27 protein-coding genes and 1 pseudogene are annotated in these 24,138 nt (G+C 68.4%); 15 read left to right on the forward strand and 13 right to left on the reverse strand.

The window, feature by feature from the left end:
* The first annotated feature begins 102 nt into the window (after nucleotides 1–102).
* Together ABT300_RS16225 and ABT300_RS16230 are read left to right on the forward strand one after the other, a co-directional pair.
* Entirely contained in the window at nucleotides 103–1,035 is a 933-nt protein-coding gene (locus ABT300_RS16225) for a CE1 family esterase (RefSeq protein WP_351675697.1), read from the forward strand.
* Between the two features lie 56 nt (nucleotides 1,036–1,091).
* Complete coding sequence (locus ABT300_RS16230; RefSeq protein ID WP_351675699.1) at nucleotides 1,092–2,051, forward strand: extracellular catalytic domain type 1 short-chain-length polyhydroxyalkanoate depolymerase; 960 nt, start codon at nucleotides 1,092–1,094, stop codon at nucleotides 2,049–2,051.
* A gap of 225 nt (nucleotides 2,052–2,276) precedes the next feature.
* Here the strand turns inward: ABT300_RS16230 and ABT300_RS16235 are convergent, their stop codons facing one another.
* From ABT300_RS16235 to ABT300_RS16255, 5 genes are all read right to left on the reverse strand, one after another.
* Complete coding sequence (locus ABT300_RS16235) at nucleotides 2,277–2,867, reverse strand: hypothetical protein (RefSeq protein ID WP_351675702.1); 591 nt, start codon at nucleotides 2,865–2,867, stop codon at nucleotides 2,277–2,279.
* Between the two features lie 423 nt (nucleotides 2,868–3,290).
* Nucleotides 3,291–3,884: a YdeI/OmpD-associated family protein gene (locus ABT300_RS16240; RefSeq protein WP_351675775.1), complete on the reverse strand. Its 594-nt coding sequence runs from the start codon at nucleotides 3,882–3,884 to the stop codon at nucleotides 3,291–3,293.
* A 140-nt stretch (nucleotides 3,885–4,024) separates the two neighbouring features.
* On the reverse strand, nucleotides 4,025–4,732 hold the full coding sequence (locus ABT300_RS16245) for a peptidoglycan recognition protein family protein (RefSeq protein WP_351675705.1): 708 nt from the start codon (nucleotides 4,730–4,732) through the stop codon (nucleotides 4,025–4,027).
* 577 nt (nucleotides 4,733–5,309) lie between these two features.
* A complete protein-coding gene (locus ABT300_RS16250; RefSeq protein ID WP_351675708.1) occupies nucleotides 5,310–5,621 on the reverse strand; it encodes a hypothetical protein in 312 nt (103 codons plus the stop codon).
* 354 nt (nucleotides 5,622–5,975) lie between these two features.
* A complete protein-coding gene (locus ABT300_RS16255; RefSeq protein ID WP_351675711.1) occupies nucleotides 5,976–6,971 on the reverse strand; it encodes a LacI family DNA-binding transcriptional regulator in 996 nt (331 codons plus the stop codon).
* A gap of 1,032 nt (nucleotides 6,972–8,003) precedes the next feature.
* Here ABT300_RS16255 and ABT300_RS16260 point away from each other — a divergent pair.
* The 6 genes and pseudogenes from ABT300_RS16260 to ABT300_RS44505 form a co-directional block, all read left to right on the forward strand.
* Nucleotides 8,004–9,041 carry a sugar ABC transporter substrate-binding protein gene (locus ABT300_RS16260; RefSeq protein ID WP_351675713.1) on the forward strand — a complete coding sequence of 346 codons (1,038 nt, stop codon included), beginning with the start codon at nucleotides 8,004–8,006 and terminating at the stop codon, nucleotides 9,039–9,041.
* Nucleotides 9,042–9,048: 7 nt separating this feature from the next.
* Nucleotides 9,049–10,008, forward strand: a complete 960-nt coding sequence (locus ABT300_RS16265) for an ABC transporter permease (protein ID WP_351675715.1) — start codon at nucleotides 9,049–9,051, stop codon at nucleotides 10,006–10,008.
* Between the two features lie 8 nt (nucleotides 10,009–10,016).
* Nucleotides 10,017–10,817, forward strand: a complete 801-nt coding sequence (locus ABT300_RS16270; protein ID WP_351675718.1) for an ATP-binding cassette domain-containing protein — start codon at nucleotides 10,017–10,019, stop codon at nucleotides 10,815–10,817.
* On the forward strand, nucleotides 10,810–11,760 hold the full coding sequence (locus ABT300_RS16275; protein WP_351675720.1) for a ribokinase: 951 nt from the start codon (nucleotides 10,810–10,812) through the stop codon (nucleotides 11,758–11,760). The genes ABT300_RS16270 and ABT300_RS16275 overlap by 8 nt, the downstream gene beginning before the upstream one ends.
* A 4-nt stretch (nucleotides 11,761–11,764) precedes the next feature.
* Complete coding sequence (gene rbsD / locus ABT300_RS16280; RefSeq protein ID WP_351675722.1) at nucleotides 11,765–12,166, forward strand: D-ribose pyranase; 402 nt, start codon at nucleotides 11,765–11,767, stop codon at nucleotides 12,164–12,166.
* A gap of 134 nt (nucleotides 12,167–12,300) precedes the next feature.
* Nucleotides 12,301–12,480: pseudogene (locus ABT300_RS44505) on the forward strand (IS5/IS1182 family transposase); the annotation flags it as partial.
* A gap of 17 nt (nucleotides 12,481–12,497) precedes the next feature.
* On the opposite strand, the gene ABT300_RS16285 reads toward ABT300_RS44505, so the two are convergent.
* Nucleotides 12,498–12,893 (reverse strand): winged helix-turn-helix transcriptional regulator, encoded by a 396-nt coding sequence (locus ABT300_RS16285; protein ID WP_351675724.1) that lies wholly within the window; start codon nucleotides 12,891–12,893, stop codon nucleotides 12,498–12,500.
* A gap of 73 nt (nucleotides 12,894–12,966) precedes the next feature.
* Between ABT300_RS16285 and ABT300_RS16290 the strand changes: the two genes are divergently transcribed.
* Together ABT300_RS16290 and ABT300_RS16295 are read left to right on the forward strand one after the other, a co-directional pair.
* The gene (locus tag ABT300_RS16290; RefSeq protein ID WP_351675726.1) at nucleotides 12,967–13,632 is read left to right on the forward strand and encodes an NADPH-dependent F420 reductase; all 666 of its coding nucleotides are present in this window, start codon (nucleotides 12,967–12,969) and stop codon (nucleotides 13,630–13,632) included.
* A 124-nt stretch (nucleotides 13,633–13,756) separates the two neighbouring features.
* Nucleotides 13,757–14,005 carry a hypothetical protein gene (locus ABT300_RS16295; RefSeq protein ID WP_351675728.1) on the forward strand — a complete coding sequence of 83 codons (249 nt, stop codon included), beginning with the start codon at nucleotides 13,757–13,759 and terminating at the stop codon, nucleotides 14,003–14,005.
* A gap of 362 nt (nucleotides 14,006–14,367) precedes the next feature.
* Here ABT300_RS16295 and ABT300_RS16300 read toward each other — a convergent pair whose 3' ends face one another.
* From ABT300_RS16300 to ABT300_RS16310, 3 genes are all read right to left on the reverse strand, one after another.
* Complete coding sequence (locus ABT300_RS16300) at nucleotides 14,368–14,772, reverse strand: hypothetical protein (RefSeq protein ID WP_351675730.1); 405 nt, start codon at nucleotides 14,770–14,772, stop codon at nucleotides 14,368–14,370.
* A 366-nt stretch (nucleotides 14,773–15,138) separates the two neighbouring features.
* On the reverse strand, nucleotides 15,139–15,300 hold the full coding sequence (locus ABT300_RS16305; protein ID WP_351675732.1) for a hypothetical protein: 162 nt from the start codon (nucleotides 15,298–15,300) through the stop codon (nucleotides 15,139–15,141).
* A 24-nt stretch (nucleotides 15,301–15,324) separates the two neighbouring features.
* The gene (locus tag ABT300_RS16310) at nucleotides 15,325–15,636 is read right to left on the reverse strand and encodes a hypothetical protein (RefSeq protein WP_351675734.1); all 312 of its coding nucleotides are present in this window, start codon (nucleotides 15,634–15,636) and stop codon (nucleotides 15,325–15,327) included.
* 77 nt (nucleotides 15,637–15,713) lie between these two features.
* Between ABT300_RS16310 and ABT300_RS16315 the strand changes: the two genes are divergently transcribed.
* Together ABT300_RS16315 and ABT300_RS16320 are read left to right on the forward strand one after the other, a co-directional pair.
* A complete protein-coding gene (locus ABT300_RS16315) occupies nucleotides 15,714–16,238 on the forward strand; it encodes a hypothetical protein (RefSeq protein WP_351675736.1) in 525 nt (174 codons plus the stop codon).
* 6 nt (nucleotides 16,239–16,244) lie between these two features.
* Nucleotides 16,245–16,514 (forward strand): hypothetical protein, encoded by a 270-nt coding sequence (locus ABT300_RS16320; RefSeq protein WP_351675738.1) that lies wholly within the window; start codon nucleotides 16,245–16,247, stop codon nucleotides 16,512–16,514.
* Between the two features lie 295 nt (nucleotides 16,515–16,809).
* On the opposite strand, the gene ABT300_RS16325 is transcribed toward ABT300_RS16320, so the two are convergent.
* Entirely contained in the window at nucleotides 16,810–17,001 is a 192-nt protein-coding gene (locus ABT300_RS16325) for a hypothetical protein (protein ID WP_351675740.1), read from the reverse strand.
* A gap of 403 nt (nucleotides 17,002–17,404) precedes the next feature.
* On the opposite strand from ABT300_RS16325, the gene ABT300_RS16330 reads away from it, so the two are divergent.
* The 3 genes from ABT300_RS16330 (at nucleotide 17,405) to ABT300_RS16340 (ending at nucleotide 19,513) form a co-directional block, all read left to right on the forward strand.
* Nucleotides 17,405–18,322 (forward strand): transposase family protein, encoded by a 918-nt coding sequence (locus ABT300_RS16330; protein ID WP_351675742.1) that lies wholly within the window; start codon nucleotides 17,405–17,407, stop codon nucleotides 18,320–18,322.
* 247 nt (nucleotides 18,323–18,569) lie between these two features.
* Nucleotides 18,570–19,223, forward strand: a complete 654-nt coding sequence (locus ABT300_RS16335) for a hypothetical protein (protein WP_351675744.1) — start codon at nucleotides 18,570–18,572, stop codon at nucleotides 19,221–19,223.
* Between the two features lie 146 nt (nucleotides 19,224–19,369).
* Entirely contained in the window at nucleotides 19,370–19,513 is a 144-nt protein-coding gene (locus ABT300_RS16340; protein ID WP_351675746.1) for a hypothetical protein, read from the forward strand.
* 122 nt (nucleotides 19,514–19,635) lie between these two features.
* Here the strand turns inward: ABT300_RS16340 and ABT300_RS16345 are convergent, their stop codons facing one another.
* The 3 genes from ABT300_RS16345 to ABT300_RS16355 form a co-directional block, all read right to left on the reverse strand.
* Nucleotides 19,636–20,241: a hypothetical protein gene (locus ABT300_RS16345; protein WP_351675748.1), complete on the reverse strand. Its 606-nt coding sequence runs from the start codon at nucleotides 20,239–20,241 to the stop codon at nucleotides 19,636–19,638.
* A gap of 336 nt (nucleotides 20,242–20,577) precedes the next feature.
* Nucleotides 20,578–21,528: an RNA-binding protein gene (locus tag ABT300_RS16350; protein WP_351675750.1), complete on the reverse strand. Its 951-nt coding sequence runs from the start codon at nucleotides 21,526–21,528 to the stop codon at nucleotides 20,578–20,580.
* A 157-nt stretch (nucleotides 21,529–21,685) separates the two neighbouring features.
* Nucleotides 21,686–23,923 (reverse strand): FG-GAP-like repeat-containing protein, encoded by a 2,238-nt coding sequence (locus ABT300_RS16355; protein WP_351675752.1) that lies wholly within the window; start codon nucleotides 23,921–23,923, stop codon nucleotides 21,686–21,688.
* Between the last annotated feature and the right edge of the window lie 215 nt (nucleotides 23,924–24,138).

Raw genomic sequence — 24,138 nt, forward strand, 5'->3', positions numbered from 1 at the left:
GAACGCCGTGCAGGCCGACATCGCCGCGGCCGGTTACCGCTGAGCAGCGGTCGACGAACACCTCTTGCTTCACACCACATTGGACGGACGAAGGAGTGGACGATGTCCAAACCGAAGTTATGGCCCGCCCTCGTCGCGGCCCTTCTCGCCCTGGCCCTGGCCACCGGCGGCACGGCGCTGCGCGGGGTCGGGGGCGCGGGTGAGCAGCGCACGGCCTTGGCGGCCGCCCACTCCGCCACGGCGACCGCCGGGTGCGGCAGGGCCCCAGGGCTGACGAACGGCACCCACACCCTTCAGGTCAACGGCAAGACCCGCAGCTACATCCTGAAGGTGCCGGACAACTACGACAGGAACCACGCCTACCGGCTGGTCTTCGGCTTTCACTGGCTGGGCGGCTCCGCCACCGACGTGGCCACGGGCCGCACGGTGGAGAACGGCGCCTGGGCCTACTACGGACTCCAGCGGCTGGCCGACAACAGCGCCGTCTTCGTCGCGCCCCAGGGCCTCAACAACGGCTGGGCCAACTCCGGCGGCGAGGACGTGGCCTTCACCGACGCCGTGATCAACCAGGCCGAAGGCGCGCTGTGCGTCGACACCACCCGCCTGTTCTCCGTCGGCTTCAGCTACGGCGCCGCCATGAGCTACGCGCTCGCATGCACCCGGGCCACGGTGTTCCGCGCGGTCGCGGTCCAGTCCGGGGGACAGCTCAGCGGCTGCAGCGGCGGCTCCCAGCCCATCGCCTACCTCGGCATCCACGGGATCCGCGACAACGTCCTGGGCGTCTCCGGCGGACGCGGCCTGCGCGACCGGTTCGTCCGCAACAACGGCTGCGCCGCCCAGAACCCGCCCGAGCCCGCCCAGGGCAGCCGGACCCACCGCGTCACCGCCTACTCCGGATGCTCCGCCGGACACCCCGTGAAGTGGGCCGCGTTCGACGAGGGCCACATCGCCGCCCCACAGGACGGCGCCGGCGGCGACAGCGGCTCCAGGACCTGGGTTCCGGCCGAGGTCTGGAAGTTCTTCACACAGTTCTGAGGCGCCTCATCCCCTCGTTCCGGGTGAGACAGACCCCCCATCCAAGGAGCTCGTTCATGTCACTCCAGACACGGTTACGCCATCTTCGGCGCGCGCTGCTGGCGACCGGTGCGGCCGCTGCGCTCAGCGTCGGCGTGCTCACCGGCACCGCATCGGCAGCGGCCGCCGCGGCGACGCCGACAGCGGCGGCACTGACCGAAGTCACCGGCTTCGGCTACAACCCGTCCAACCTGAGGATGTACGAGTACGTGCCGCCGAACGCGGGTGCCCACCCGGCGATCCTGGTCGCCAACCACTACTGCGGAGGCTCCGGACCGGCCATGTACTCGGGCAGCGAGTTCGCCTCGCTGGCCAACCAACACGGGTTCATCGTCGTGTACCCGTCGGTCACCCGCAGCAGCAAGTGCTTCGACGTGTCGTCGCCGCGCGCCCTGACCCACAACGGCAGCAGTGACCCGGCGGGCATCGTGTCGATGGTGCGGTGGGAGCAGCAGCACCGGGGCGCGGACCCGAACCGCGTCTACGCCACCGGCTTCTCCTCCGGAGCGATGATGACGAACGTCCTGCTCGGGGACTACCCCGACGTGTTCAAGGCCGGCGCGGCGTTCTCCGGCGTGCCGTTCGGCTGCTTCGCCACCACGAACGGCTCGGAGTGGAACAGCGACTGCTCCGGCGGGAGGATCACCAAGACGCCCCAGCAGTGGGGCAGCCTCGTGCGCGCCGCCCATCCCGGTTACACCGGGCCCCGCCCGCGCATGCAGGTGTGGCACGGCACGCAGGACACCACACTGAGCTACGTCGAATTCGGTGAAGAGATCAAGCAGTGGACCAACGTTCTCGGTGTGAACCAGACGCCCGTCCTCACCGATCACCCCAAGTCGGCCTGGACTCGCACCCGGTACGGCGGCACCGGCGCCACCGCCCCCGTGGAAGCGATCAGCGTCCAGGGCGTCGGCCACAACCTGCCGCAGAGCGGCATGCAACCGCTGGCCCTGCAGTTCATGGGTCTGACCTGACCTGACCTGACCTGACCTGACCTGATCTGCACGGCGCGATCGCCGGCGTAGGCGCGAACAGTCCTGACTGACCGACACTGATGAGTGCGTGGCGGGCGGAAGTCGTCGCTCCCGACCCGCCACGGACCAAGCGCGCGGCAGCGCGTTGACCTGGTGGCCCCCGGTCCACGGCGGGTGCTTCGACGACGGAGACCGCCCCGCCGGCTCGCCGGCAGCGGCTACCGCTCAGATGCGGGCGAAGACGTTGACCACCACGCCGATGTAGAGAATGACGAGGATCGTCCAGAAGGTGTAGACGACGCCGGGATACCGGATGTAGAGCGGGATCCGGATGGTCGGATAACGCTTGCGCAGCTCACGCGGGGTCGGCGTACCCCCGAACTGCTGCGGAAGAGCCGCCCTACGCCACACCTCGTCGAGTTCGGCCTCACGCCACTGGCGGGGATTGAGCATGACTGCGGCGCGGTCGTCGCCCACGACGAGCACCGCGTCGGCGATGCCGTTGGAGTCGATATGGGTCCGGGCCACGAAACCCGGTCCTTCGATGACGGTCAGCCGACGCGCCCAGTTGCGCACCAGGACGGCGCCGTCCGCGAAGGCCACATACGTGTTGACGGTGTGCAGGACCGCATAGCCCACGTACCACAGGAAGGGGAGCGCGACGAGGGCGACGGCCGCGGGTATCGCCATCGGCCCGAGCCCCTCGCTGGTACCGCGGCCGCGCGCGAGCATGAGCGTCATGCTGATGCCCGGCACGATGACAGCCGGCACCACGGCCAGGGCAACGCGTCCGAACCGGCTCTTGTCCGGGGACACGAGAAACTCTGTACGAGGGTCATTCACGCTTGCTCCCCGGTCTCTTGGCACACGGCGGCACATGCAAGGCCATCTCGGACATGATCCCCCGACTCCGTTGCCTTGTAGCCCCCTTTTGCCCTCTCATCAGACAGGTCGTCACTCATCGCCTGGCCCTCACACCGTCGACGTACGCACCGGACATCTCCCGCGCCTCGCAGTCGTGTGCTGCCGTATGCAGTCGTTCGGTCCGGGTCGCCCGTCAGCCGTTGGGGACGAGGAGGCGGCTGAGTGCAGGGGTGTGGCGGGGTGTCAGCTTCGGGACCAGATGGCGCCAGTGGGAGCCGGTCTCGGGCACGGCGTGCACCAGCACCAGGGCGGGGTGCGGGGCGGGGGCCGGAGCCGCCCGTCCTGGGGCAGCACCCGGCCCCTCTCTCTCGGTGACTACGGGTGCAGCTTCTCGCCTTTCGCCAGCATCGCTACGTACTTCTCGATCCGGCGCGCCCGGGTCTCGGCCTTCTTGGCGTCCTGGATCCGGTACAGGATCGCGTAGCGGTTCTGCCGGTCCAGCGTCTCGAAGAACGCCGCCGCGGCCGGGTCAGCGGTCAGGGCCGCCGTGGGGTCGTCCGGCACCGTGGCGGTCTTCGCGCCGTCGTAGGCCGCTTCCCACCGGCCGTCTGCCTTGGCGCGGTCGACCTCGGCCTGTCCCGCCGGACGCATCCGGCCCTGCTCGACCAGGGCGGCCACCTTGTCCCGGTTCGCCTTGGACCACTTACTGCTCGGCTTGCGCGGGGTGAACCGCTGGAGCCACCACTCGTCGTCGAACTTGGCCTTCTGGCCGTCGATCCAGCCGTGGCAGAGTGCCACGTCGAGCGCCTGGGAGTAGTCCAGCGCGGTGATTCCGGGACCCTTCTTGCGAAGCTTGAGCCAGATGCCGGGCGAGACGGCGTGGTTCTCGCCGAGCCATTCCTGGAATGCCTCGGCGGATTCGAACGCGACGATCTCCAAGTCCTGAGTCACCCGAGCAGCGAACCACACTCGACCGATGGTCACGAGGCATTCGGCCCGCCGCGCCTCGGATGCGGGATGCGGGATGCCGATCATGAAGGTTCCGTACCGCTCGGGCTCCGGCACTGGCACCGAGCTCCACCCGGCGGACTCACGTTCGCCTCGACTGGTCAGCGCCGGCGATCGACCGGTACCGGCTCGGCATCCGGCCGGAGGGTGGGGTGCGCATCCTTGAAGTAGTCGTACGCCACTTGCACGGCGGCGAGGACCTCGTCGTAGATCTGGTCCATGGACGGACCGGCGCAGATGGTCGATTTCCAGTGGTGGTGATAGAAGAGGTTTCTGTTGTTGGGGCGTTCGCCGAGCACCTTGGCGAAGAGCCAGCCCGCGAGACGTGCGGCGTTCTTCCAGGCAGTCTCGCCGACCGTCCAGTCGGGTTCGAGCGTGGCGTTCGCCATTTCTATGCTGATCGAGCTCTGGTTGCCGGCCGTGTTGCCGACGGCCCAGGCGTACTCGTTCACCTTGACGTACTGGGCGACGGCGCCGGCGGCGTCCACGTCGAAGTGAGCCGAAGCCGGACGTACCTTCCACACGTCGAGCACATCCTGGTGCGAAAGCCGGCCGGCGTTGTGGTGCAGCGTGACCGACGTCTTCCTGTACGACGTGTGGGTGACGTGGCCCGTCGCGCTGAGCTCGTCGATGAAGTCCGCGACGGGACAGTCGTAAGGAATGGTGGCGGTCGCGTGGCGACCGTCGTCGGCGAAACCGACGAAGTCGCTCTCCGGAAGGTCGTCGAGGTTGTCGGTGCCGGGCCCATCGCCGGTGTCGGTCCTCTCGATGACCGCCTTCACGTCGTCGTCGACGTATTTCTCGGACATGACGCCGTCCTTTCCTTGCGTGACTTCGCGTATCAGTTGGTCCGGGGGCCGGACGAGGAGAAGGTGCGGCACGATGGCCACGCGCCGGTTCAGCTACGGCCCGTCAGGCGGTCGGGCTGCTTCGTGGAGTGCTCCACGAAGGGCCGCCTGGACGTGCTGGAGGAACAGCGTGCCCTGTTGAATCTGGGACAGCCGGGTCGTGGGGCGTGGGCCGCGTACGCAGGCCCCGCCACCGTCGGGGCCAGGAGGTTGGCGGTGAGTACGCAGATGCCGCGCGCCGTATCCGCGAACCGGCACACCGGTGCGGATGGCGGCCGAACTGGGCGTCGTCGTCGGCGACCACCTCGGTGACCAGCGCCGGCTGCCAGCCGTCCGCCTGATGGAGCGAGTGGTCAGGGGCTGACCTTGTTCATGGAGATCGGCCCGTCCCCGGTGACGGTTCGCACCTGCCCGTTCATGCTGACGGGCCCGTGCAGGGCGTCTTACTCCAGGTTCGCCCCGTGTGCAAACCCTGTCAATTTCGCTCGGGGCGTGCGTTCGCGCTGTGCAGCGCCTCCGGCCGCAGAGAAGGGGGTTGCTACCTCCTCCGGCTCGCCTCGATCGCGAACGCGGCTATCAGGCATACCGCAGCCATGGCCATCGAGCCGAAGAAAACGGTCTCGAAGATCAGTCCGTTCGCGCCCTCGACCGTGCCATCGGCATGTGTGCACGACTTCTCGAAAGGGAAGCTGGTCGCATGGAAAGCCTCGCATCGGTTTCGCAACCCCTCGTTGAGCACGTTCGCCTTGACGAAGGAGGCAGCCCATACAAGGAAGAAGATTCCGGCGAAAGCGCATGCAGCGCCCCACAGCCGGTTCAGTTGCGCCTCACGTGTGCTGATTCTCGTCATGTGGCGGAGCCTACTGGCGGAGGTTCACCGTCAGCCTCGTGGTCGGTCGGTGATGGCGGCGAGGCAATGTGCAGCGCCCTTGCGGGAGATGACCGGCAGGATCCGGCGTTTACGCGGCTCCGCGCGGTCGGGGGTCGGAGTCGTAGCCCTTGTCGCCGAGCAGCGAATGGGGGCGGCGGCGTGGCCGGCCGGGACGCCCGGACACGGGAGGGGATGCCGTCGACCACGGCGAGGGTCTGCGTGACGTCGTTGACGTCGGCAGCAGCTACGCACCATGAGCCGGCGAACACGGCTTCTCGGCTCCTACCTGGAGTTACGGCGTTTGATCCGGGCGCCGACCCTCACCTCAAGAGGCTAGGACTCGCCGCACGATTGCCGGATCACCAATTCACAGTCGAGCAAGTGGGATTGGACCGATCCGGAGCCGATCGCCTCCATCAGCATGTCCACCGCCAGAGCCCCCATTCTGGTCACCGGCTGCGACACCGTGGTCAGGGGAGGATCCAGCAGTTGGAACCAGGGCGGGTCGTCGAAACCGGCCACTGCCACGTCGGTGCCGATCCGCAGGCCCCGCTTGCGCATTTCCTGGAAGACTCCCAGTGTCATCAGGTTGTCGATGGCGAACACCGCGGTGGGCAGCTCGTCCAGGTCGAGCAGCTCGGCGGCCGCCCGCCGGCCGCTGTCCGCCTGGAAGTTGCCGAACCGTACCAGCTCCTCCGGGAGATCCAGGGAGTGTGCCCGCATCGCGTTCCGGAAAGAGGCGAGTCGTTCGCGGCCGGTGAGCGTCTGCGGAGGGCCGCTGATGACAGCGATCCGCTCATGTCCCAGCTTCACCAGGTGGTCGACGAGCTGGGAGATCGCCGCGTGTCCGTCCGCGCGCACCACCGGCGCGTCCATGCTGGCCACCGCCCGGTCGACGAACACCATGGGCACGCCCTGGCGCTCCACGGCGCGCAAGGCGGACGACTCCTCGAGTACAGGGGTCAGCAGCAGGCCGTCGACGCGTCGGGCCAGCATCAGGTCTATGTACCCGTCCTGGCGTTCGGTCTCCTCGTTGGCGTTGCACAGGATCACGCTGTATCCGTACTGGTGCGCAGCCTCTTCGACAGCCCAGGCGAGCTCGCTGAAGAACGGGTTCACGACGTCCGGGATGATCAGTCCGATCGTCTGCGTCCGCGTGGTCCGCAGTGAACGCGCGACAGTGTTCGGTCGATAACCCAACGCTTGCGCTGCCGCGGTGACGCGTTCCCGTACGGCCGAGCTGACGCCGTCTGCACCCGACAGCGCCCGCGACACCGACGCCGTCGAGACTCCGGCGTGCCGAGCGACGTCTGCGACGGTCACCGCCATCGGGCACCTCCTTCTACCGTCTCGGATCCCTTGTAATCGATTACCCACCGCGCCGTCAAGGTGTCCGACGCATGCCGAATGTGGTGACACCCGGACCTTGACACCCGTCGAGAGCCGCCGTTTAAATAACTCGCCATAAGCGATGTAATCGATTACGTAACCGGTTGCTCGCACGTGTTCGTCCGTTCTGCACAGCCATCCACACGAAAGAAGGGACGTGCGCGATGAAGCCTTGCGTAAAACGGTCGCGCCGTGCCCCGCCTACCAGTGGCGGGGAGATCACCGCCTCGAAACAACGGTCAGGGACGAACGAACTGCACGCGGACGTCGTTCACCCCGCCGGCCATGCCTGGTTTCAGCGGCGACCCATGAGATCCGCCGCAATGCAGAACAGCCACAAGCTGTCCAGAATCGTGCCCTGATTACCACCTGTGGCTTTCTTGCACCCGTGAGCTGGAAAACCCATGGTGCACTTCGGATCAACTGCTCAGGTAATCCCCAAGCATCCGTAATACGGTCCGCCGACAGTGACTGCTGTCGAAAGCCGTCTCTGATCCTGGCCATCTCCCTCTTCACCCGGAGGCTGGTCGAGGACCTGACGACAAACGGAATCAGGAAAAGCAACACCCCTCCAGCGGCGATGGGGAACGCCTCAGACTCCCCATGCCCCCTCCGCCGGCCCGAGCTCACCATGCCGGGTCCTTCCTCCAGCTGCCCATCGCAGATCGACGGCAGCCGGATCACCGACCCCTGAACCCGTTCGGCATCACCACCCGGCCGCCCTGCTGGTATGACACCGGCGCACCGGCCGGCCCCCACGCAACGACACGCACCTGCCGATGACGCCGTAAACGGACCAGCCGGCCGCTGTCGAATTCCGCATCCTCCGTCACGCACCACCCCGGCGTCGGCTCAGCCGTCAGCCGGATCTTCGGAGTCGGCCGAGTCGCCGGACTCGGCCAACCGCCAGAGCCACCTTCTACCGGTCGACCACACCTGACCGGACGCAATGACGCGAAGAAAGGCACCACCATGTCCAACCACACCAGACGCCGGCTGCGCACCGTGACCGTCGCCCTTTCCGTGCTGGCCGCAGTGGCCGCCTGTGGGCGGGGCGGGGACAACGCAAGCAGCGGGAGCGGGGGGAGCAAGGGCGTCCGCATCGCCATTGTCACCCGTGACTTCACCAACCCCTACTGGGCGGCGCTGCGCGACGGCGCACTGGCCGAGGGCAAGAAGCAAGGCGTCACGGTGGAGGTCCAGGCCGGCCAGTCGGAGACCGACTCCACTGGAGAGAACGCCAAGTTGTCCACCCTGGCCGGGCAGAACTACGACTGCTTCGGCGTGGTGCCGGTGAACGCCACCAACGTGATCACCCCGCTTGTGCCGGTGGCGCAGAAGAAGATCCCGATCCTGAACCTGGACACCCAGATCGACCCGGACGCCTCCCAGCAGGCTGGGGTGTCCTACGCGTCGTTCATCGGCTCGGACAACCTGTCCGCCGGGCAGCAGGCCGGAGAGGCGCTGCTCAAGCGCATGGGCGGAAAGGGCGACGTGGCGATCCTCCAGGGCATCGCCGGCGAGCAGAACGGCATCAACCGCCAGAAGGGCTTCTCAGAGAAGGTCGCCGGGAAGCTGAGCATCGTCGCGACCCAGCCGGCCGACTACGACCAGGCCAAGGCGCAGACGGTCACCGAGGCCATCCTGAAGGCGCACCCGAAGATCACCGGGATCTTCGCCGCCAACGACTCCATGGGCCTGGGCGCCGCGCAGGCGGTGAAGAACGCGGGGCTGAGCGGGAAGGTCTCCATCATCTCGGTGGACGGCATCACCGCCGCGCTGGAGGCCGTGAAGGCCGGCACGCTCAGCGGCACCATCTCGCAGTACCCCTACGCCGAGGGGCAGATGGCCGTGCAGGCGTGCATCGACCTCGTCAGGAAGAAGACCGTGCCCAGCCGCATCGTCTCCCCGACGGCGCTGATCGACTCCGGCAACGTGGACAAGGCGATCAGTTCCTTCCCGCAGCCGGTCGAGCCGTTCACCAACCCGCTGACCACGGCCGGGAAGTGAGCTGACCATGGCAGACGTTCAGGCGCCCGGTCGCTTCGCCGGGCACCTCTCAGTCGGGGCGGCGGCACGATTCGCCGCCCCGATCGGGGTGGCCCTGGTCTTCATCGTTTTCTTCATCGCCACACCCGACTTCCTCACCGTGGCCAACATCAGCGACCTGCTGGTGTCCACCTCGATCCTGCTGGTGCTCGCCATGGGCCAGCAGTTGGTGGTCACCGTTGCCGGTATCGACCTGTCGGTGGGGTCCAACCTGCCCTGGGCGGCCGCCGTACTCGGATACGCCTACACCAACGGCTGGGGGCTGCCCCTCTCGATACTCCTGGCATTGCTGGCGGGCCTGACGGTCGGCGTGATCAACGGCCTGATGGTGGCGCGGCTGAACATGACGGACTTCATCGTCACGCTCGGCTCGCTGACCGTGGTCAGCGGCTTCACCCTCCTGCTGAGCAGCGGCAACACCGTCGCGGTGAACTCCTCCTTCCTGCGTGACCTGGCGCTGGACGGCTTCGGCCCGGTGCGCTGGTTCTGGGTGGTGGCCGTCCTGGCGGCGGTGTTGGTCGGCTTCCTGCTGTTCCGCACCCGCACGGGTACGTATCTGCTGTCCACCGGCGGCAACATCGAGGCCGCCCGTGAGGCGGGCATCCACGTCAACCGCATGCGGCTCATCGCCTACGCCGGCTCCGGGCTGGCCTGCGGAGTGGCCGCCGTGCTGTTCGTGGCCCGCACCGGCGGCGCCGACCCGAGCCTGCAGACCGACCTGCTGCTCAGCTCCATCGCCGCCGTGGTGCTCGGCGGGTCCAGCCTGTTCGGCGGGAAGGCCTCCGTGTTCGGTTCCCTGGCCGGCGCGGTGCTGCTGCAGTCCCTGGTCAACGGCTTCACCCTGCTCGGCATCTCGCAGTACTACCAGCCCGTCGCGGTCGGCGCCGTGGTGCTCAGCGCCGCCTTCATCTCCCGGTTCCAGAAGTAGGGACAGCCATGACAGACACACTGGCCCGCGCGGCGGGCGAAGCCTCCGCCGTCGACCCGCCGCTCGTGGAGATCAGCGGGCTGCGCAAGTCCTTCGACGCGGTGCGCGCGCTGCAAGGCGTGGATCTGACACTGGCCGAGGGCGAGGTCACCGCACTGCTGGGCGACAACGGGGCGGGCAAGTCCACCCTGGTGCGCTGCCTGACAGGCGTACACCCACCGGACGAGGGCGAGATCCGCTTCCGCGGCGAGCAGATCCGGCTCGGCTCCCCGGACGACGCGCGGCGACTGGGCATCGAGACCGTGTACCAGACCCTCGGGCTGATCGAGGACCTGACGGTATGGCAGAACCTCTACCTGAACCGGGAACTGACCACGGGGTTCGGTCCCATCCAGGTTCTCGACAAGAAGTCCATGATCGGCCACAGCCAGGACATCCTGTCCCGGCTGGACGTGAACGTGCCGAACGTCCGGGCCACGGTACGCCGTATGTCCGGCGGCCAGCGGCAGAGCATAGCCATCGCCCGGGCGGCCAACTGGGGCAAAACCCTGGTGATCATGGACGAGCCGACCGCCGCCCTGGGCGTGCGGGAGACGGCGGCTGTGGAGGCGCTGATCCACCGGCTGCGCGACACGGGCGTGACCGTACTGCTGATCAGCCACGACATGGCGCAGGTGATGCGGGTGGCGGACACCGCGTACGTGCTGCGCCGTGGGCAGACCGCCGCCCGGCGGACGATCGCCGACACCACCGGCGACGAACTGGTCGGTCTGATCACGGGAGCGATCGAAGGAGACGTGCGTGGCTGAGCCCCGCCCGCCGCTGGTGGTGGTGATCGGCTCGGTGAACGTCGACCACGTCGTGGAGTCCGACGCCTTCCCGTCCCCCGGAGAGACCGTCCTCGGCCGTACGGCGCATGTCACGCTCGGCGGCAAGGGAGCCAACCAGGCGGTGGCGGCCGCGTCAGCCGGGGTGCGCACCGCGATGGTCGCCCGGGTCGGCGCCGACGCCGCGGCCACCACGGCACGTGCCGGGCTCGCCGCCAGAAACGTGGACGTACACGGTGTCATCCCCGTGCCCGGCGCGGAGACCGGAACCGCGTGGATCACCGTGGCGGCCGGAGACAACACCATCATCGTGGTCTCCGGGGCCAATCATCGGTGGCCGCCCCAGCGCGACCCGACAGGCGGCGCCGGCGCGGACGCGGACGTCGTGCTGGCCCAACTGGAGATCCCGCTGGACGTGGTGGAGCGCGCGGCAGCGGCCTGCAAGGGGCGATTCCTGCTCAACGCCGCGCCGGCCGCCGAACTGCCGGACCGGCTCATCTCCCGCTGCCACGTGCTGATCGTGAACGAGCACGAGCAAGCGGTGGTCTCCGGGCAGCCAGACACCGAGAGGAGCACGGACCCGGCCGCCGTACGGAAAGCGCACGCCGCGCTGCGTGCCCGGGGCGCCAAGGCGGTGGTCACCACGTTGGGAGGCGCGGGCGCGATCATCACCGACACGGACGGCGCCACCACCGCGATCCCCGCCATCCCCGCCACAGTCCGGGACACCACCGGGGCCGGCGACGCGTTCGTCGGGGTGTTCGCCGCCCGGCTCGCGGCCGGCGACTCCCTTCTGCACGCCGCCCAGTTGGGGACCGCCGCCGGCTCCCTGGCGGTGCGGGCGGCCGGCGCCCAACAGTACTGCGCTGACCTGGACACGCTTCGCGCCATGGTCGCCACCGTCACCCCCGACAAGAAGGACTGAACCCGTGAAACGCAACGGCATCATCCACCAGGAGCTGGCCGGCCTGATCGCCGGACTTCGGCACACCGACACCTTCGTGATCAGCGACGCGGGGCTGCCGCTGGCACCGGGCACCCCCACCGTGGATCTCGGCTACCGGTACGGTCAACCTCCTTTCCTGGACGTCGTCGAGGCCGTTCTGGGACAGATCGTGGTCGAGGGCAGCTGGGTGACCGGCAAGGTCCGAGAGGTCAACCCCGCCGTCCACACCGGACTTTGCTCGCTCGGGCTCGACCCGGAACCTCTCGATCACGACGAGTTCAAACTGCGGGTCGGAGCCGCAAGGTTCGCCGTGCGCACGGGTGAGGACAGCTTCTTCGCCAACGTCCTCCTCCGCGCCGGAGTCCCGTTCTCCGCCGAGCACTGACGAGAACAAGAACCAAGAGCCCCTGACGAAATGCTCCTTGAGGAAATGGATCACTCCGTGACTGATGAACCCGGAGTAGCGCGCGGCGCGGCCGCAGCCGTGGTAACTCGTACCGCCGCATGATCTGGGGTCTCGGCGTGAAGCCGTTGATCGCCCGCCGGGGCACCGAGCAAGGCTGCGGTCTGGGCACCCAACGCTGGTTCGTGGAGCGCGCGTTAGCCCACCCTTGCTGGTTCCGCCGCCTGCGGGTCCGCTGGGAGATGCGCGGCGACATCCCCGAAGCCTTCCTCGTCCTGGGCTGTGCACTCATCTGCCGGCGACGTCTGTGCTCTCACTGTGGACCGCTCTGGCGAGTGGGACGAAGGGGCTGCGGGGCGGGAGTGCATGCTGCTTCCTGGGCTGCCATGACCTCGTCGCCGTACTCGAAGGCCCATGCGCCGACGGCGTCGATGGGCACGAGCAGGGTCCGGCCCAGAGCGGTGAGTCGGTACTCGACCCGTGATGGCGCGTCGGGGTGTGCCTGCCGGTCGACCAGTCCGTTGAACTGCAGCCGTCGCAGAGTCTCGGTGAGGACCTTGGAGCTGATGCCTCCGATCCGCTCCCGTAGGTCGACATGGCGCCTGGGGCCGTCTCGCAGGGCCCAGAGGACCACAGCGTTCCAGGTGTTGGCGAGCAGGTCGAAGGCGAGGCGTGCGCGGCAGTCGGCGAGGAAGGCGTCGGTCGTCACGTACCAAATGGTGCCCGAACCGCCTTCTAGCGTCGGTGTGAACGGCGAAGAAGGCATGGAGAGGGAACGTGTGATGAGAATCGGCGTGCTGGGAACGGGACGCATGGCCGACGCGCTCGCCACCCACTGGGTGCGGGCCGGGCACGAGGTGACCGTCGGGGGACGGGACGCACACCAGGCGGAGCGGCTTGCCATGCGCATCGGAAGCGACGTGAGGCCTGCCAGTCTGCGGGCGGCGGCCGAGTTCGGTCAGGAGGCGGTGTTGGCCGCGCTGCCCTTCGGCGCGGGGGCAGAGGTGGCACGGGAACTGCGCGCGGCCCTGGAGGGCAAGGTGCTCCTCGACTGCTCCAACCCGGTCGGCCCGGGCTTTCGGCTGCTGACGGAAGGAGGCCCTTCAGCCGCGCAGCAACTGGCTGCTGCGGCGCCGGGAGCTCATGTGGTCAAGGCTTTCAACCTCTGTCACGAGGACGTGTGGCGTATGCGGCCGCCCGTCTTCGATGGGCGACCACTGGCCGTGCCGGTCTGCGGGGACGACGAGACGGCCCTCGCGCGTGTACGCGAGTTGGTGCGGGACGTGGGCTGTGAACCGGTGGCCGGCGGCGGTCTCTCACGGGCCGGGCTCCTGGAGGCGACCGCCGCCCTGTTCATCGCGCTGTGGGTGGGCGAGGGAGCGGACGTCCAGGCGATCGCACCTCCGCTGGCCTATGCGGCCGGACCGAGCCATCGGGAAACCGCCTAGACTGGGATGTTTCCATCAAGTCGGGCCTGTCCGGGAGGCCTTCGCGGACGCCCTGTCCTGGATGAGCGGCAACCGCCGCCGTGCGGCGGGGGTGGGCATGGCCGCGGGCGGGCATGGTGATCTCATGCTTCAAGTGCTCATAGCGGGCATCGCCGTGGCAGTCCTGGTGCTGTCGGGGCTGGTCGTCCTGGTTCTGGCGCTGACCGTCAGGATCTGGAAGACCTGGTGGGCTCGAACGGCCCACGTCGCGATCCTTCTTACAGCCGCGGCGGCCCTGGCACTCGGGATCCAGTGGGTCGTCCACGCGATGCCTCCGGGTGGATGCGCGCACCACCATGCCGGCCACCGATGCGTGACCACGCCCGGCGACTAGGCAGTTTCTTATGGACACCGGCCGGGCCAGAAGAAGACGCCCGCGATGTGGAGTCTGGCCAGGCGCCTGCGTCGCGGAGGCCGTACGGGATTACCCCGGTACGTGGCTGGAGGGACAGTCTGAGCAGGCGAATCGGTGTGTGAAGAGCGTTCATATCCGCGAGGCCGTCGTGCGGACCGACTACGGCGTGGACGAGCAGGCGCGGTCGGACCGCACCGCGACCGTGTTCGCCGCCGCCGGCGGAGAGCCGTCTACGGCGATCACGGTCACGTCGACGTCCTCGGCCCGGCGAAGAGCACGGCCGATGGAACCTGGTGACGGTCGCACCGCCCACGCCCGCCTCGCGAACGGCCGTCGTCGGGTCAGCCGGTTCGCCTGCTTCTGCGGTGGAGCGCCATGAAGATCAGAAAGCCTGCGCAGAGGAGGACCAGGCCCCCTACGAGGAACGGGATCGGAGTGTACTCGTCGGTGCACGACTGGCCGTCGGCGGACGTTCGGCACACGGTCCCCGGACCGCCCCGGTTCAGGTAAGCGAGGTAGAAGAGCGGCACGGCCGGACCAGCCGACAGCCCGACGATCGCGTTCCTGGGAGACGTGCGCAGCAGGAGACCCGCCGCGACCGCGGCCACAAGCAACAGGACGACGCCCACCGACAGCAGGGCGGCCAGTCCGGTTCCGGCACACGCCCCCACCGCGAGCCACGCCACAAACCAGCCCCACGCGACGGCACGCCGATCCGGTACCCCGACGTCCTTACGATCGGCCATGCCCGCCCCTTCCCCCGAAAGACCACGACGATCGGACCCCGACCGACGACGGCGACTCTCAGCATGGCAGCAGATCGCGTTCTGGGACATGGTCGTGAGGCGGCCGGGCGGTCCAGCCGAAGCCAGGGCCGCCGCGGCGGCCGCGATGGCGCGGCCCGCCTGATGAGGACCACCTGCCGGCAGTCCAGAAGCGCGACCGCGCAACCCTGCACGAGGGGCACGGAGATGTTGGCTGCGCCAAAACACCATCGAGGTGGCTCACGTGTGGCCGACAGCCCCCGAATTCCTCCCCTTCCACCCCCGGACGCCCCTGACTACCCCTGGACGGCCAACGCTGCGCGTGGGTGGGGATGAGGGTTCCGTCGATCAGGGGACCACTTCCCCGCCCTGTCTGGCCACTTGCTTCAGGGCACGGTCCAAGCGCGGGGCCTGCGCGGCGAGCAGGGTGATCAGCTCGTCGCGCCAGCGGCGGATGGCGGATTCGGACACCTTGTTGCCGAGGACATTGTGGTTACGGCTTCGCAGCACGGCCGTAGTCGGTGGCGGAGCAGCTCATAGACGGATGGTGCACCGGTCATCGGGGAGTTTGCGCAGCCAGCCGCGGTCGACGGGTCTGACCAGCTTCCCACGCAGCGGTTCCAGCTTGGCCCGCACATTGACGTCGACCTCGGTCGCCGTCATGGACGCTGACGGCGGCCAGACCGGATTCACCCTCAACTCCTCCGGCGGCTGGACACCCGAGACCGGCGCGGAGAACCTCACCTTGACCCTCAGCGCGGACACGTACACGCTCAAGGACTCCGGCGGCAGCGTCACCAAGTTCAAGAAGGTGTCCAGCGCCGCGTCCACCTGGCAGGTGGACACCAGCTACGCGGTGAGCGACTCCTCCGCGAACACCACCACCGTCGTCTCTCGCGCGGTCAACGTCTCCCGACGGAGAAGTGCTGGCCCAGCCGCAGTACGTCCTCGCGCCGACCAGCGCCGTGTCCGCCGCGGCCTGCGCGAACGCCCCGTCGACGGCCGACTGCCGCGTCCTGGAGTTCGTGTACGCCTCCGACACCACCGCGACCTCATCTGCGTTCGGCGACTATGCGGGCCAGGTCAGGCAGATCAAGCTGTGGGCCACGGCGCCGGGCACCGTGGCCAACGTGGTCTTCGCTCTGTGCAGCGCGATAGTCACCGGGCTGTCCTCTGCGGCGTCGTACTATGTCGAAACCCGCTGGGACGGAGGCTTCTCCTGGGGCGAGGCGATCAGCAACTTCGTCATCGCCGCCTTCGCAGGCGGGGTCCCCGGGGGCGCGACCAAGAGGTTCCTGAAAACCAGTTCCGGAAAGACCTTCCTCCGCAAAAAAACCAGATCGTTCCTGACCAAGGCAGCGGAGAAGGTGGAATCCAAATTCGCACGTATCCACCTCTCAAGTCTGGTGACCAGGATCGCCAACGTGATCAAAGACAGGCTGGGCTAGAAGATCATGGAGAACCCCAGGGAGATCGGCGAGCCGGAGACGATGAAGGCAGAAATGACAGCTGAGTCGAACGAGAAGAAGCCAGGGTTCACGCTGCTGCGACTCACCCTCGTGCTCTTCGCCATCGCGATCGCCCACTTTGTCACCGCCGTCGCCTTCGGACATTCCGTCACGAACGCGCTGTGGACCCTGGTCGAGGACACAGTCCTGCTCATCATCGTTGTCACGGTGGTCGCGTACATCAGGTCCAGAATGCGGCAGAGAGGTCAGAGCTAGCCTCTTCGGCCGAACACGCGTCAGAGCGACGACGGGCACACGCGGCATGGTCGCCCCAACGTACTCCCTGATGCCATGGTCACTGCCGACATCTGAATCTGGCGCTGACCGCCACCTCGTCCGCCGCCGACCTCGTCGTCAGCCTGCCCGAGCTCGCAACATGGACCGTGGCCGGCAGATCACGGCCGTGAACGGCTGCTGCCCCGGGGTGGCGTTGTGGCCGGCCCGAGGCGGCGGGTGAGACGGCGTAGTGGTGGACGACGGTCGCCTACGCAGCGAAGAGCCCCGCGGGGCTTCAGTCGAACGGTCTTCCCCGCAGGCAATAGGTGCGGCCCAGGGGAATGGCCATCGAAGTAGGAAGGGCGATGTCTGCTTCGGGAACGTAGATTCGTCGTCGGATCCTCACGACGCGGAAGTCGTCGGTGAGGCGGCGGGTGACGCCGTCCCAGGTCGTCGCATCTCCGCCGCCGGGGTGGACCACCAGCATGTTCGGCCCGGATCCGTCGTCGAGAGCGGTGAAGGGCGGCCGTCAACAGGCGATGCAAAAAGCTCAGTCATGCTGGGTGCGACCCGACTCGGTCAGGGGCAACGACCCTTCGGGCATCGCGGTAGCGCTCTTCCAGCCGTCAATCCGAAGATGATCCCCACGGCTGTAGCGGCCCTGCCGCATGGCCTCCGTCAGTCAACGTTCCCGTCCTGACCCGACGGAACGGCACAGTACGAGGCAGATATGCGAGTTGGGCGATCAAGAATAGAAGGCTGAGGAAGAACCACCAGCCGTCACCCCCGGATCGTCCCACCAGGACTCCCCACGCGAGGAAAACGGCAAGCTGGAACCAGCTTTTCCAGGTCCACACCGGTTCGATCCGGATCACGTTCCCCTCCCAGGATTGGTCCGCAAGGATTGTCGCAGCCGAGGTCACGCGAGCTGTGGTTCCTGCAGGAACAATAACGCGCTCCACCTGGACGCCAGTAACCACGCCCGCTCCACGATATGTGGATCGACGGCAACGCATGGGAGCCAAGGAGCACCGGGTGGAGTCGGCGGGAGTGACGGCCATGACCGGCTGCTGGCCACCTTGGTCCATCTCCGTCACGGGACCACCCACGACGTGCTGGCCTGCTGGTTCGGAGTAGACCGCTCGACCATCACCCGGGCCGTCGGCGAGGTGCGGCCCCTGCTCGCCGAGCGGGGGTGCACCATCAGCCCCGACGTGCGGCTGCGAAGCCTGGCCGAGGTCGTCGACCATCTCGGCGCGACCGGGAAGACAGGCATCATCGACGGCACCGAGATCCGGGTCCGCCGCCCGGCCCAAGGACGCAAGGACCGGGACAAGTTCATCTCCGGCAAGAACAAGCAGAACGCCGTCAAATCCATGGTGGTCACGGATGAGGACGGCCGGGTGCTGTTCTGCAGCCCGACCAAGCCCGGAAGCTGCGCGGACATCACCCACGCACGCCAGTTGGGGCTGGTCAAGCTCCTGGCCGACGGACCCGCGGTCGAGATCCTCGCCGATGCCGGCTATCAGGGTCTGGGTGCTCAGACCGGCGGACGTGTGGTGACACCACCGCACCGCAAGTTCAAGAAGAACGCCCCAGACTGGTACGAGGAGATATACGAGCGCCAGCGCAAAACGCACTCCTCACGCCGTATCCGTGTCGAGCACGGCATCGCCCACCTGAAGAACTGGCGGGCACTCGCACGCCACCTCGGCCGCCGCGAGCACATGAGCGACACCGTCCAGGCCATCGCCGGCCTGCTGTCCCACCAAGAGATCACGGACCTGAAATCGGCAGGGCAGATGTGATCCCCGAGCCCCACCGCAGTCCTCGACGTCTCACGGCCAACCATGCACGAGCTCGTTAGGGGGCGCGGCTGCGGTGGCGGCCGCTAGGTGAAACCACGGAACTTGATACTGAGTTTCGCCGTGGAAGTATGCGGGCCTGAAACGGCGTGGGTGGGCGGGGCTATTGTGCGAGGCACCCGATGGTTTCCGGGCCGGTGGTCGGCGGATGCCGGTCAGGTCCGCCGCTGTTGCCCCGAGGAGACACTTGATGGGCGCTCGTTCGTTCATGCTGGCGACACGGATACCGATGTCGCGCGATGGCTTCGACGAGTGGCTGCGCACGCCCTTGCCAGGCGTTGACATCATCGAGAACCCGTCCGCGATGTACGTGGGGTGGGCCATCGACGGCGCCGACCCGGACTGGGACCTGGCCGAGACCGCCGCCTGCTACCCGCAGGCAGTCGCCGGAATCCGCGCCGAGCGGGACAAGACCCCCCTGCGACTGCTCGCCCCGCGCGCCGCCCAAGGCTTCAGCCTGCTCCGCCACCGTGACGAGGCTCTGGAGGTCTATCTGTACGACTACCACGGCGAGGTGACCAGCACCCAGACCGATCTGCTGATGCTGGCCGGCGCGGGCCGCTTCGCGCACCACGGCACCGAGGCGCCGGTCATGTACTGGGGCGGCGACGTCTACCCCGGCCTCCCGATGCCCGGCGACGAGCCCTTCGCGATCATGCTCGTCACTCACACCCGAGCCCGCTTCGTCGACACCTACCCACTCGACACCCTGATCGCGAACCTGACGCCCATCGAGACCGACTTCCTCACCGCAAACGCTTATGGAGAGGACGAAGCCCCGGCTCAGGCCTCCCATGACCTGCTCGACCCCGCGCTCCGCGCCCACCCGGTCGCCGACCAGTAAGCCTTCGCCGGCCTGAAGTCGAAGATCAAAAGGCTGCTATGCAACAACGCCAGAGCCGTCCTGCGTATGCGGTCGACGGCAGAAACTGGTACCCAGCCGTCCGGTTCCCGCCCGCCGCGGTTGAGTGGCCGCCCACTGTCTGGGGCATGCTGGATCCCGAACGGCTGATACGGATCACCGCACGGCGTGCGGAGCCGGACGAACTCGAAGAACAGCTGGGCCAGCAGTTGGCGGAGGTCAGGGCCGAGCGGGACGAACTCGCCCCCGCCGAACGGGCCTTGTGCGGATGAGCGAGCAGCTCCCCGATGGGCGAGCCTCGGCTGCGCGGACGTCCGGACAAGTGGGCGGATGGGCCGTAATGGTGGTCCCGCACCGCACGTCGGTCGTGAAAGGAGACCATCCTCCCGCCCGACTACAAGCACATTCTCGCCGCGTGCGGCAGGCTGCAGGGCCGGTCGTGGCCCGGCAGGTCGGCGACGAGCTGGCAGGTGGTCGACGTCTTCTTCACGTACGTCCACTCGGAGGCCGACGCGGTGATGCCCGACGTCCAGTTGGGACCGAAGACGGCGACCTGGCCGGGCTGGCCCGCCCCGGCGAGCGGGTCACGGGAGGAGAGGGTACGGGTGACTGAGGCGCCGAATGCGCCGGCGTCCGTGGCGTCCAGGGCGAAGTTCCCGGTGAGCAGGTTGACCGTGCCCGGACCGATCGGGTTGCTGGGCGCGTTTTCGGCCTTGCGGTCGACGGTGACCGTCGCCGGGTCGGTGCCGTAGGTGTGGGCGCCGTCGGTGAACAGCGCCCTTACCTGCACCGGGCCGTCGTCGGTGAGCTGGCTCGTCGCCGCCCAGGTGAGGTCGGCCGGGTTGGCGGAAGAGGAGAAGGAGAGCGGCCAGGAGGAGAGAGAGGAGCCGTTCTTCGTCACGTAGGTGACGGGAATGGACTCCCGGTTGACGCCGTCGCCGATCCGGAACTGGTACGTCACCGCGGTGAACGCACTGGACTGGGTGGCCGACAAAGTCACGTCGTCGTCCGTGGTGTCGCCGGTGACGGGAGAGACGAAGGCAGTCGGAACTGACGGCCGTGCCGGCCCACCCGGAACCGCGACGCGAACCGCAGCCCGAACTCCTCTGATCCGACGACGACGTGCGACCGGTGGGGCGAGACAGAGCATCGCCGCCTGTGCAGGTCAATCTGGGTGGCGAGGCGCGCCGACTCGCATGTCACCGATGCCGAGGGCTCACGATGCGGCCGCTGGCACGGCATGGCATGACTGGCATGGAACGCCCGCCGGCGGCACCCCAGGGTGTGTCGGTCGTCGATGGACAGGGCCTGCTGGTTCGCGTGGCATGCGAACCGGTCACCACCGGGCGCGCAGTACGCCGTCGCTGTCTGGGAGGGCGGCACAGAGCAGCGGGTGGCGTTCGGCGAGCGCCAGGGGGAGGGCGCAGGCGGCACGGGCACTGGCCACGTGGGCGCTGAGCGCCTGGTAGTCGGTGCCGTCGACGATCGTGTGACTGATCGTCCCGTTCTGTGCCTCCCAGACGAAGTCGATGGATTCCTCCTGGGGCATTGCGGCGAGGACGGCGCCGACGTTCGGGGTCAGGTCGGGCCAGACCGTCAGCAGGGCGCGCGGCCCGAGGTCGGCGCGCACGGTGTCGAGGTTCTCCGGTGTGATTCGGTGCCAGCGTGCGGCGTTGCGGACGTAGCCTTCCTCGAGGAGCAGTGCATGTCGTGAGGCCAGCGCGGCGTTCACGCGTGTCCAGAAGTGCTCGTCGGCTGGTTCCGTCACTTCCGCTTCGTCGGCCTCGGCCGCGTAGGGCGAGGCGGTAAGCGGTTCCGGAAAGAGGCCGAGTTCCCGTGTACGGGCCACCGCGTCCGCACAGGGCCGGTCGCTGCCCACGTACACATACTGGTCCCACCCGACATGCACGGTGAACAAATCCCCCACCTCCAGTCGGCACCAAGCGCCTTGGTCCCGGAGCATGGCCCGGACCAGTTCCAGGGCGACCGGAAGAGAGACCTCGGCCCCGTCGTGGTAGCCGGTCAGGTCGGGCGGGAAGAGCCCGTCGAGGCCGTGCCCCTCAACCGGCGCCTCCACACCGAACTGGACGAAGCCGGTGATCGCAGGCTCGCGGATCTCCAACCGGTCGATGCCTGATGCCTCCGCGAAGGCGGCGATCGCCGCCAGATACGCCGCTTCGACAGGTCCATGGTCGCTGACCGCGTCCTCGGCGCCGGTGTAGCGGCCGTGCTCGTCGCGGTCGGCAGGTGCGTATTTGGTGATTTGGTGGACGAAGGCCGGCGGCACGCTACTCCTCGGACAGGGCGGAAGGAGCGCCCAGCGTAGATCCCGCTCCCGGTTCCGCGGCCGGGGGAGGCGGTCCCTGCATCGACGGGTTCAAGGCCCGATGGTCGGGCCTTGAACCTCAACTCTGGACACGGGCTGCGCGGCGATCACGCATGTGTCATGCCAGGCGGTTGTAGGCGACGGTTGGGTTGTTGGGGGAGTAGTTCATCCGCGTCGCGAATGGTGCCGACGAGTTGCCGGTGCCGCGGTAGAGGTACGTCATGTTCTGTCTCTTGTCGTATGCGAGCAGGTCGGGTCGGCCGTCGTGGTCGGCGTCGCCGATGCCGACGAGGTCGCTGTAGACGTTCCAGCCGCTGCCGATCCTGACGCGTGAGGCGAAGGTGCCGTTGCCGTGTCCGAGGTACAGCCACAGCACACCGCCGGCGTCCCGGGCGACGAGGTCGCCCGCGGCGGTGCCGCCGACGTTCCCCACAGCGGTGATCTTGTTGTAGGGGCCCCAGCCGCCGCCGAGCTTCGTCCGGGTCGCGAACGGAGCGGCGTGGTTGCCGGTGCCCCTGTAGAGCCAGAGCACCCCGGAAGCGTCGGTGGCGAGCAGGTCGGCCCGGCCGTCCCCGGTGTAGTCGGCGCCGCCGGTGATCTTGTTGTAGGTCTGCCAGCCGCCGCCGATTCTCGTGCGGCTCGAGAAGCCGCCGGCGCCGGTGCCGAGGTACAGCCACAGCACACCGCTGCCGTCACGGGCGATCAGGTCGGCGTGCTGGGAGCCGCCCACGTTGCCGACGGCCTCGATCTGGTTGTAGATGCTCCAGCCCGGGCCGATGAGCCTTCTCTCGTGCTCCGCCAACTGCCCGGGGTTGTAGGGGTCGTAGTAGGTGTCGCTGCTCCACAGACGCCCGGCGCTGTCTCGTGCGAGCACGTTCGGCGCGCCGTTGTCGTCGAAGTCGTGCGGCTTGGCGGTGCGTGTGACCGTGAACGTGCCTGAAGACGTGAGGTCGGGGCCGATGCCGTTGAGGGGCTTGGCGACGAGCGTCCAGGTGTAGGCGCCGTTGTAGGCGTTGCCTCGCTCCGGCCACCCCAGTTCGCCGTCCCAGTTGAAGGTGACGGAGGACTGCAGGGGGCGCGTGAAGTACGCGGTGACGGTCTTGCCCGTGCGGACGTGCCGCAGCGTGACGGTCACGAAGACGTTGTTCCGGGACAGCTTCCATGCCATCGCCGCGTCGCCGCCGCGTGGATCTAGGTCGATCGCGGCGGGGACGTCGGAGCCGGTCAGCGTGACCCGGGTGGACTCGCCGGTGCCGGCGACCAGGGTCGCGGCCGGCAGGCCGTCCTGGCCGGGCGCGATCCGGTACACGCCCTCGTTGCCGGCGACCGTGCCGCCGCGCGCGAAGAGTGTGCCGTCGGGGGCGGTGGCGGCGGAGGTGAGGTGGTCGAGGAGCTTGCGGGTGGCGCCGCTCGTCAGGTCGTACGCGGTCAGCGCGTCCGAGGAGTAGGTGCCGTCGGCGTCCAGGGCGCTTCGGTCGCCGTACGTCACCCAGTCGCCCTGCAGGCCGATCTCCACGCTCTTGGACCGCACCTTGCCCACGGGGATGTGCTGCCGCGTTCCGGTGGAGCGGTCGGTGACGGCCACCGTCGCCTCGTACGCCGCGTCGGACGTGGGGTCGTACTCGACCCACGCCACGCGCGTCGGCGAGAGCGCGATGTCCGTGCTCACGTCGGCGGCCGGCAGCTCGTAGGTCTCGGTCACGGTGCCGGCGGCAAGGTCGAGGAGACCGAGGAAGCGCTGTGTGTCCGTGCCGGCGCCGGTGGCGTAGGTCACCTGGGCGTGGGCGGCGGTGGCGGGCACGACCTTCACCTCGGTGGCCGTGTCCGGAAGGCCGGTCACCGTGCGCAGCGGCATGTCGTTGGTGTGCATTCGGAGCGTCTTGCCGCCCGCGGCGTTGTCCAGCGTGGTGAAGAGGCAGACGCCGGCGGCGCCCGCGAAGGTGACCCCGGAGGCGGAGGGGCCGGGGTAGTAGGAGTAGACGACCGATCCGGTCGCCATGTCCGTGATCATGCCGGTGGTGTTGGCGGGGGCGGCGTACGTGGCGACGAGGTCGCCGGACCCGGTGCCCAGGACGGTGAAGCTCGACGGCCATTTCGTCGCGGCGCCGCCCGCGGCGGGAAGCCAGCTTCGGCCGGTGGCCGGGTTGTAGGTCAGGTAGCCCGAGGCGGTGGCCCCGGTGATGACGTTCCCCTTCGGGAAGGCGACGACCGACTGGTCCGCGGCCCCCGTGGCCGTGAGGCCGACGGCGGGCGCGGCCGTCGCGGGTGAGGGCAGGGCGGCGCCGGTGGCGGTGAGGGCGAGGACGACGGTGACGGCCGCGGCGAGGCGTCGCCGGGCGTCGCGTATGGGGAACAAGGAGCGAGTTCCTTCGTTGAGGCGACGAGGTCGCAGGGTGCAGATCTCGGAGAAGCGGGCGTTGACCAGGGCTCGGCAGGCGAATTGGCCCTGCCGACCGTCCGTGCGCCTGGCGGCGGGGAATCTTGCTACTGGAGCGAACCCAGGTCGCAACATACCGCCCCGGGGCGGGTGTCGTGTGGATCGCCATGTCTCGGGGCCACAGGGGCGCTTAC

Source organism: Streptomyces sp. NPDC001027 (assembly GCF_040299045.1).
Classification (GTDB): Bacteria; Actinomycetota; Actinomycetes; order Streptomycetales; family Streptomycetaceae; genus Streptomyces.

What these genes read in the sequence shown, in the direction of transcription:
- ABT300_RS16225 (WP_351675697.1), top strand. Translation starts at nt 103, where the DNA reads ATGTCCAAACCGAAGTTATGGCCCGCCCTCGTCGCGGCCCTTCTCGCC.
- ABT300_RS16230 (WP_351675699.1), top strand. Translation starts at nt 1,092, where the DNA reads ATGTCACTCCAGACACGGTTACGCCATCTTCGGCGCGCGCTGCTGGCG.
- ABT300_RS16245 (WP_351675705.1), bottom strand. Translation starts at nt 4,732, where the DNA reads ATGTCCGAGAAATACGTCGACGACGACGTGAAGGCGGTCATCGAGAGG.
- ABT300_RS16250 (WP_351675708.1), bottom strand. Translation starts at nt 5,621, where the DNA reads ATGACGAGAATCAGCACACGTGAGGCGCAACTGAACCGGCTGTGGGGC.
- ABT300_RS16255 (WP_351675711.1), bottom strand. Translation starts at nt 6,971, where the DNA reads ATGGCGGTGACCGTCGCAGACGTCGCTCGGCACGCCGGAGTCTCGACG.
- ABT300_RS16260 (WP_351675713.1), top strand. Translation starts at nt 8,004, where the DNA reads ATGTCCAACCACACCAGACGCCGGCTGCGCACCGTGACCGTCGCCCTT.
- ABT300_RS16265 (WP_351675715.1), top strand. Translation starts at nt 9,049, where the DNA reads ATGGCAGACGTTCAGGCGCCCGGTCGCTTCGCCGGGCACCTCTCAGTC.
- ABT300_RS16270 (WP_351675718.1), top strand. Translation starts at nt 10,017, where the DNA reads ATGACAGACACACTGGCCCGCGCGGCGGGCGAAGCCTCCGCCGTCGAC.
- ABT300_RS16290 (WP_351675726.1), top strand. Translation starts at nt 12,967, where the DNA reads ATGAGAATCGGCGTGCTGGGAACGGGACGCATGGCCGACGCGCTCGCC.
- ABT300_RS16295 (WP_351675728.1), top strand. Translation starts at nt 13,757, where the DNA reads ATGCTTCAAGTGCTCATAGCGGGCATCGCCGTGGCAGTCCTGGTGCTG.
- ABT300_RS16300 (WP_351675730.1), bottom strand. Translation starts at nt 14,772, where the DNA reads ATGGCCGATCGTAAGGACGTCGGGGTACCGGATCGGCGTGCCGTCGCG.
- ABT300_RS16320 (WP_351675738.1), top strand. Translation starts at nt 16,245, where the DNA reads ATGGAGAACCCCAGGGAGATCGGCGAGCCGGAGACGATGAAGGCAGAA.
- ABT300_RS16325 (WP_351675740.1), bottom strand. Translation starts at nt 17,001, where the DNA reads ATGCTGGTGGTCCACCCCGGCGGCGGAGATGCGACGACCTGGGACGGC.
- ABT300_RS16335 (WP_351675744.1), top strand. Translation starts at nt 18,570, where the DNA reads ATGGGCGCTCGTTCGTTCATGCTGGCGACACGGATACCGATGTCGCGC.
- ABT300_RS16340 (WP_351675746.1), top strand. Translation starts at nt 19,370, where the DNA reads ATGCTGGATCCCGAACGGCTGATACGGATCACCGCACGGCGTGCGGAG.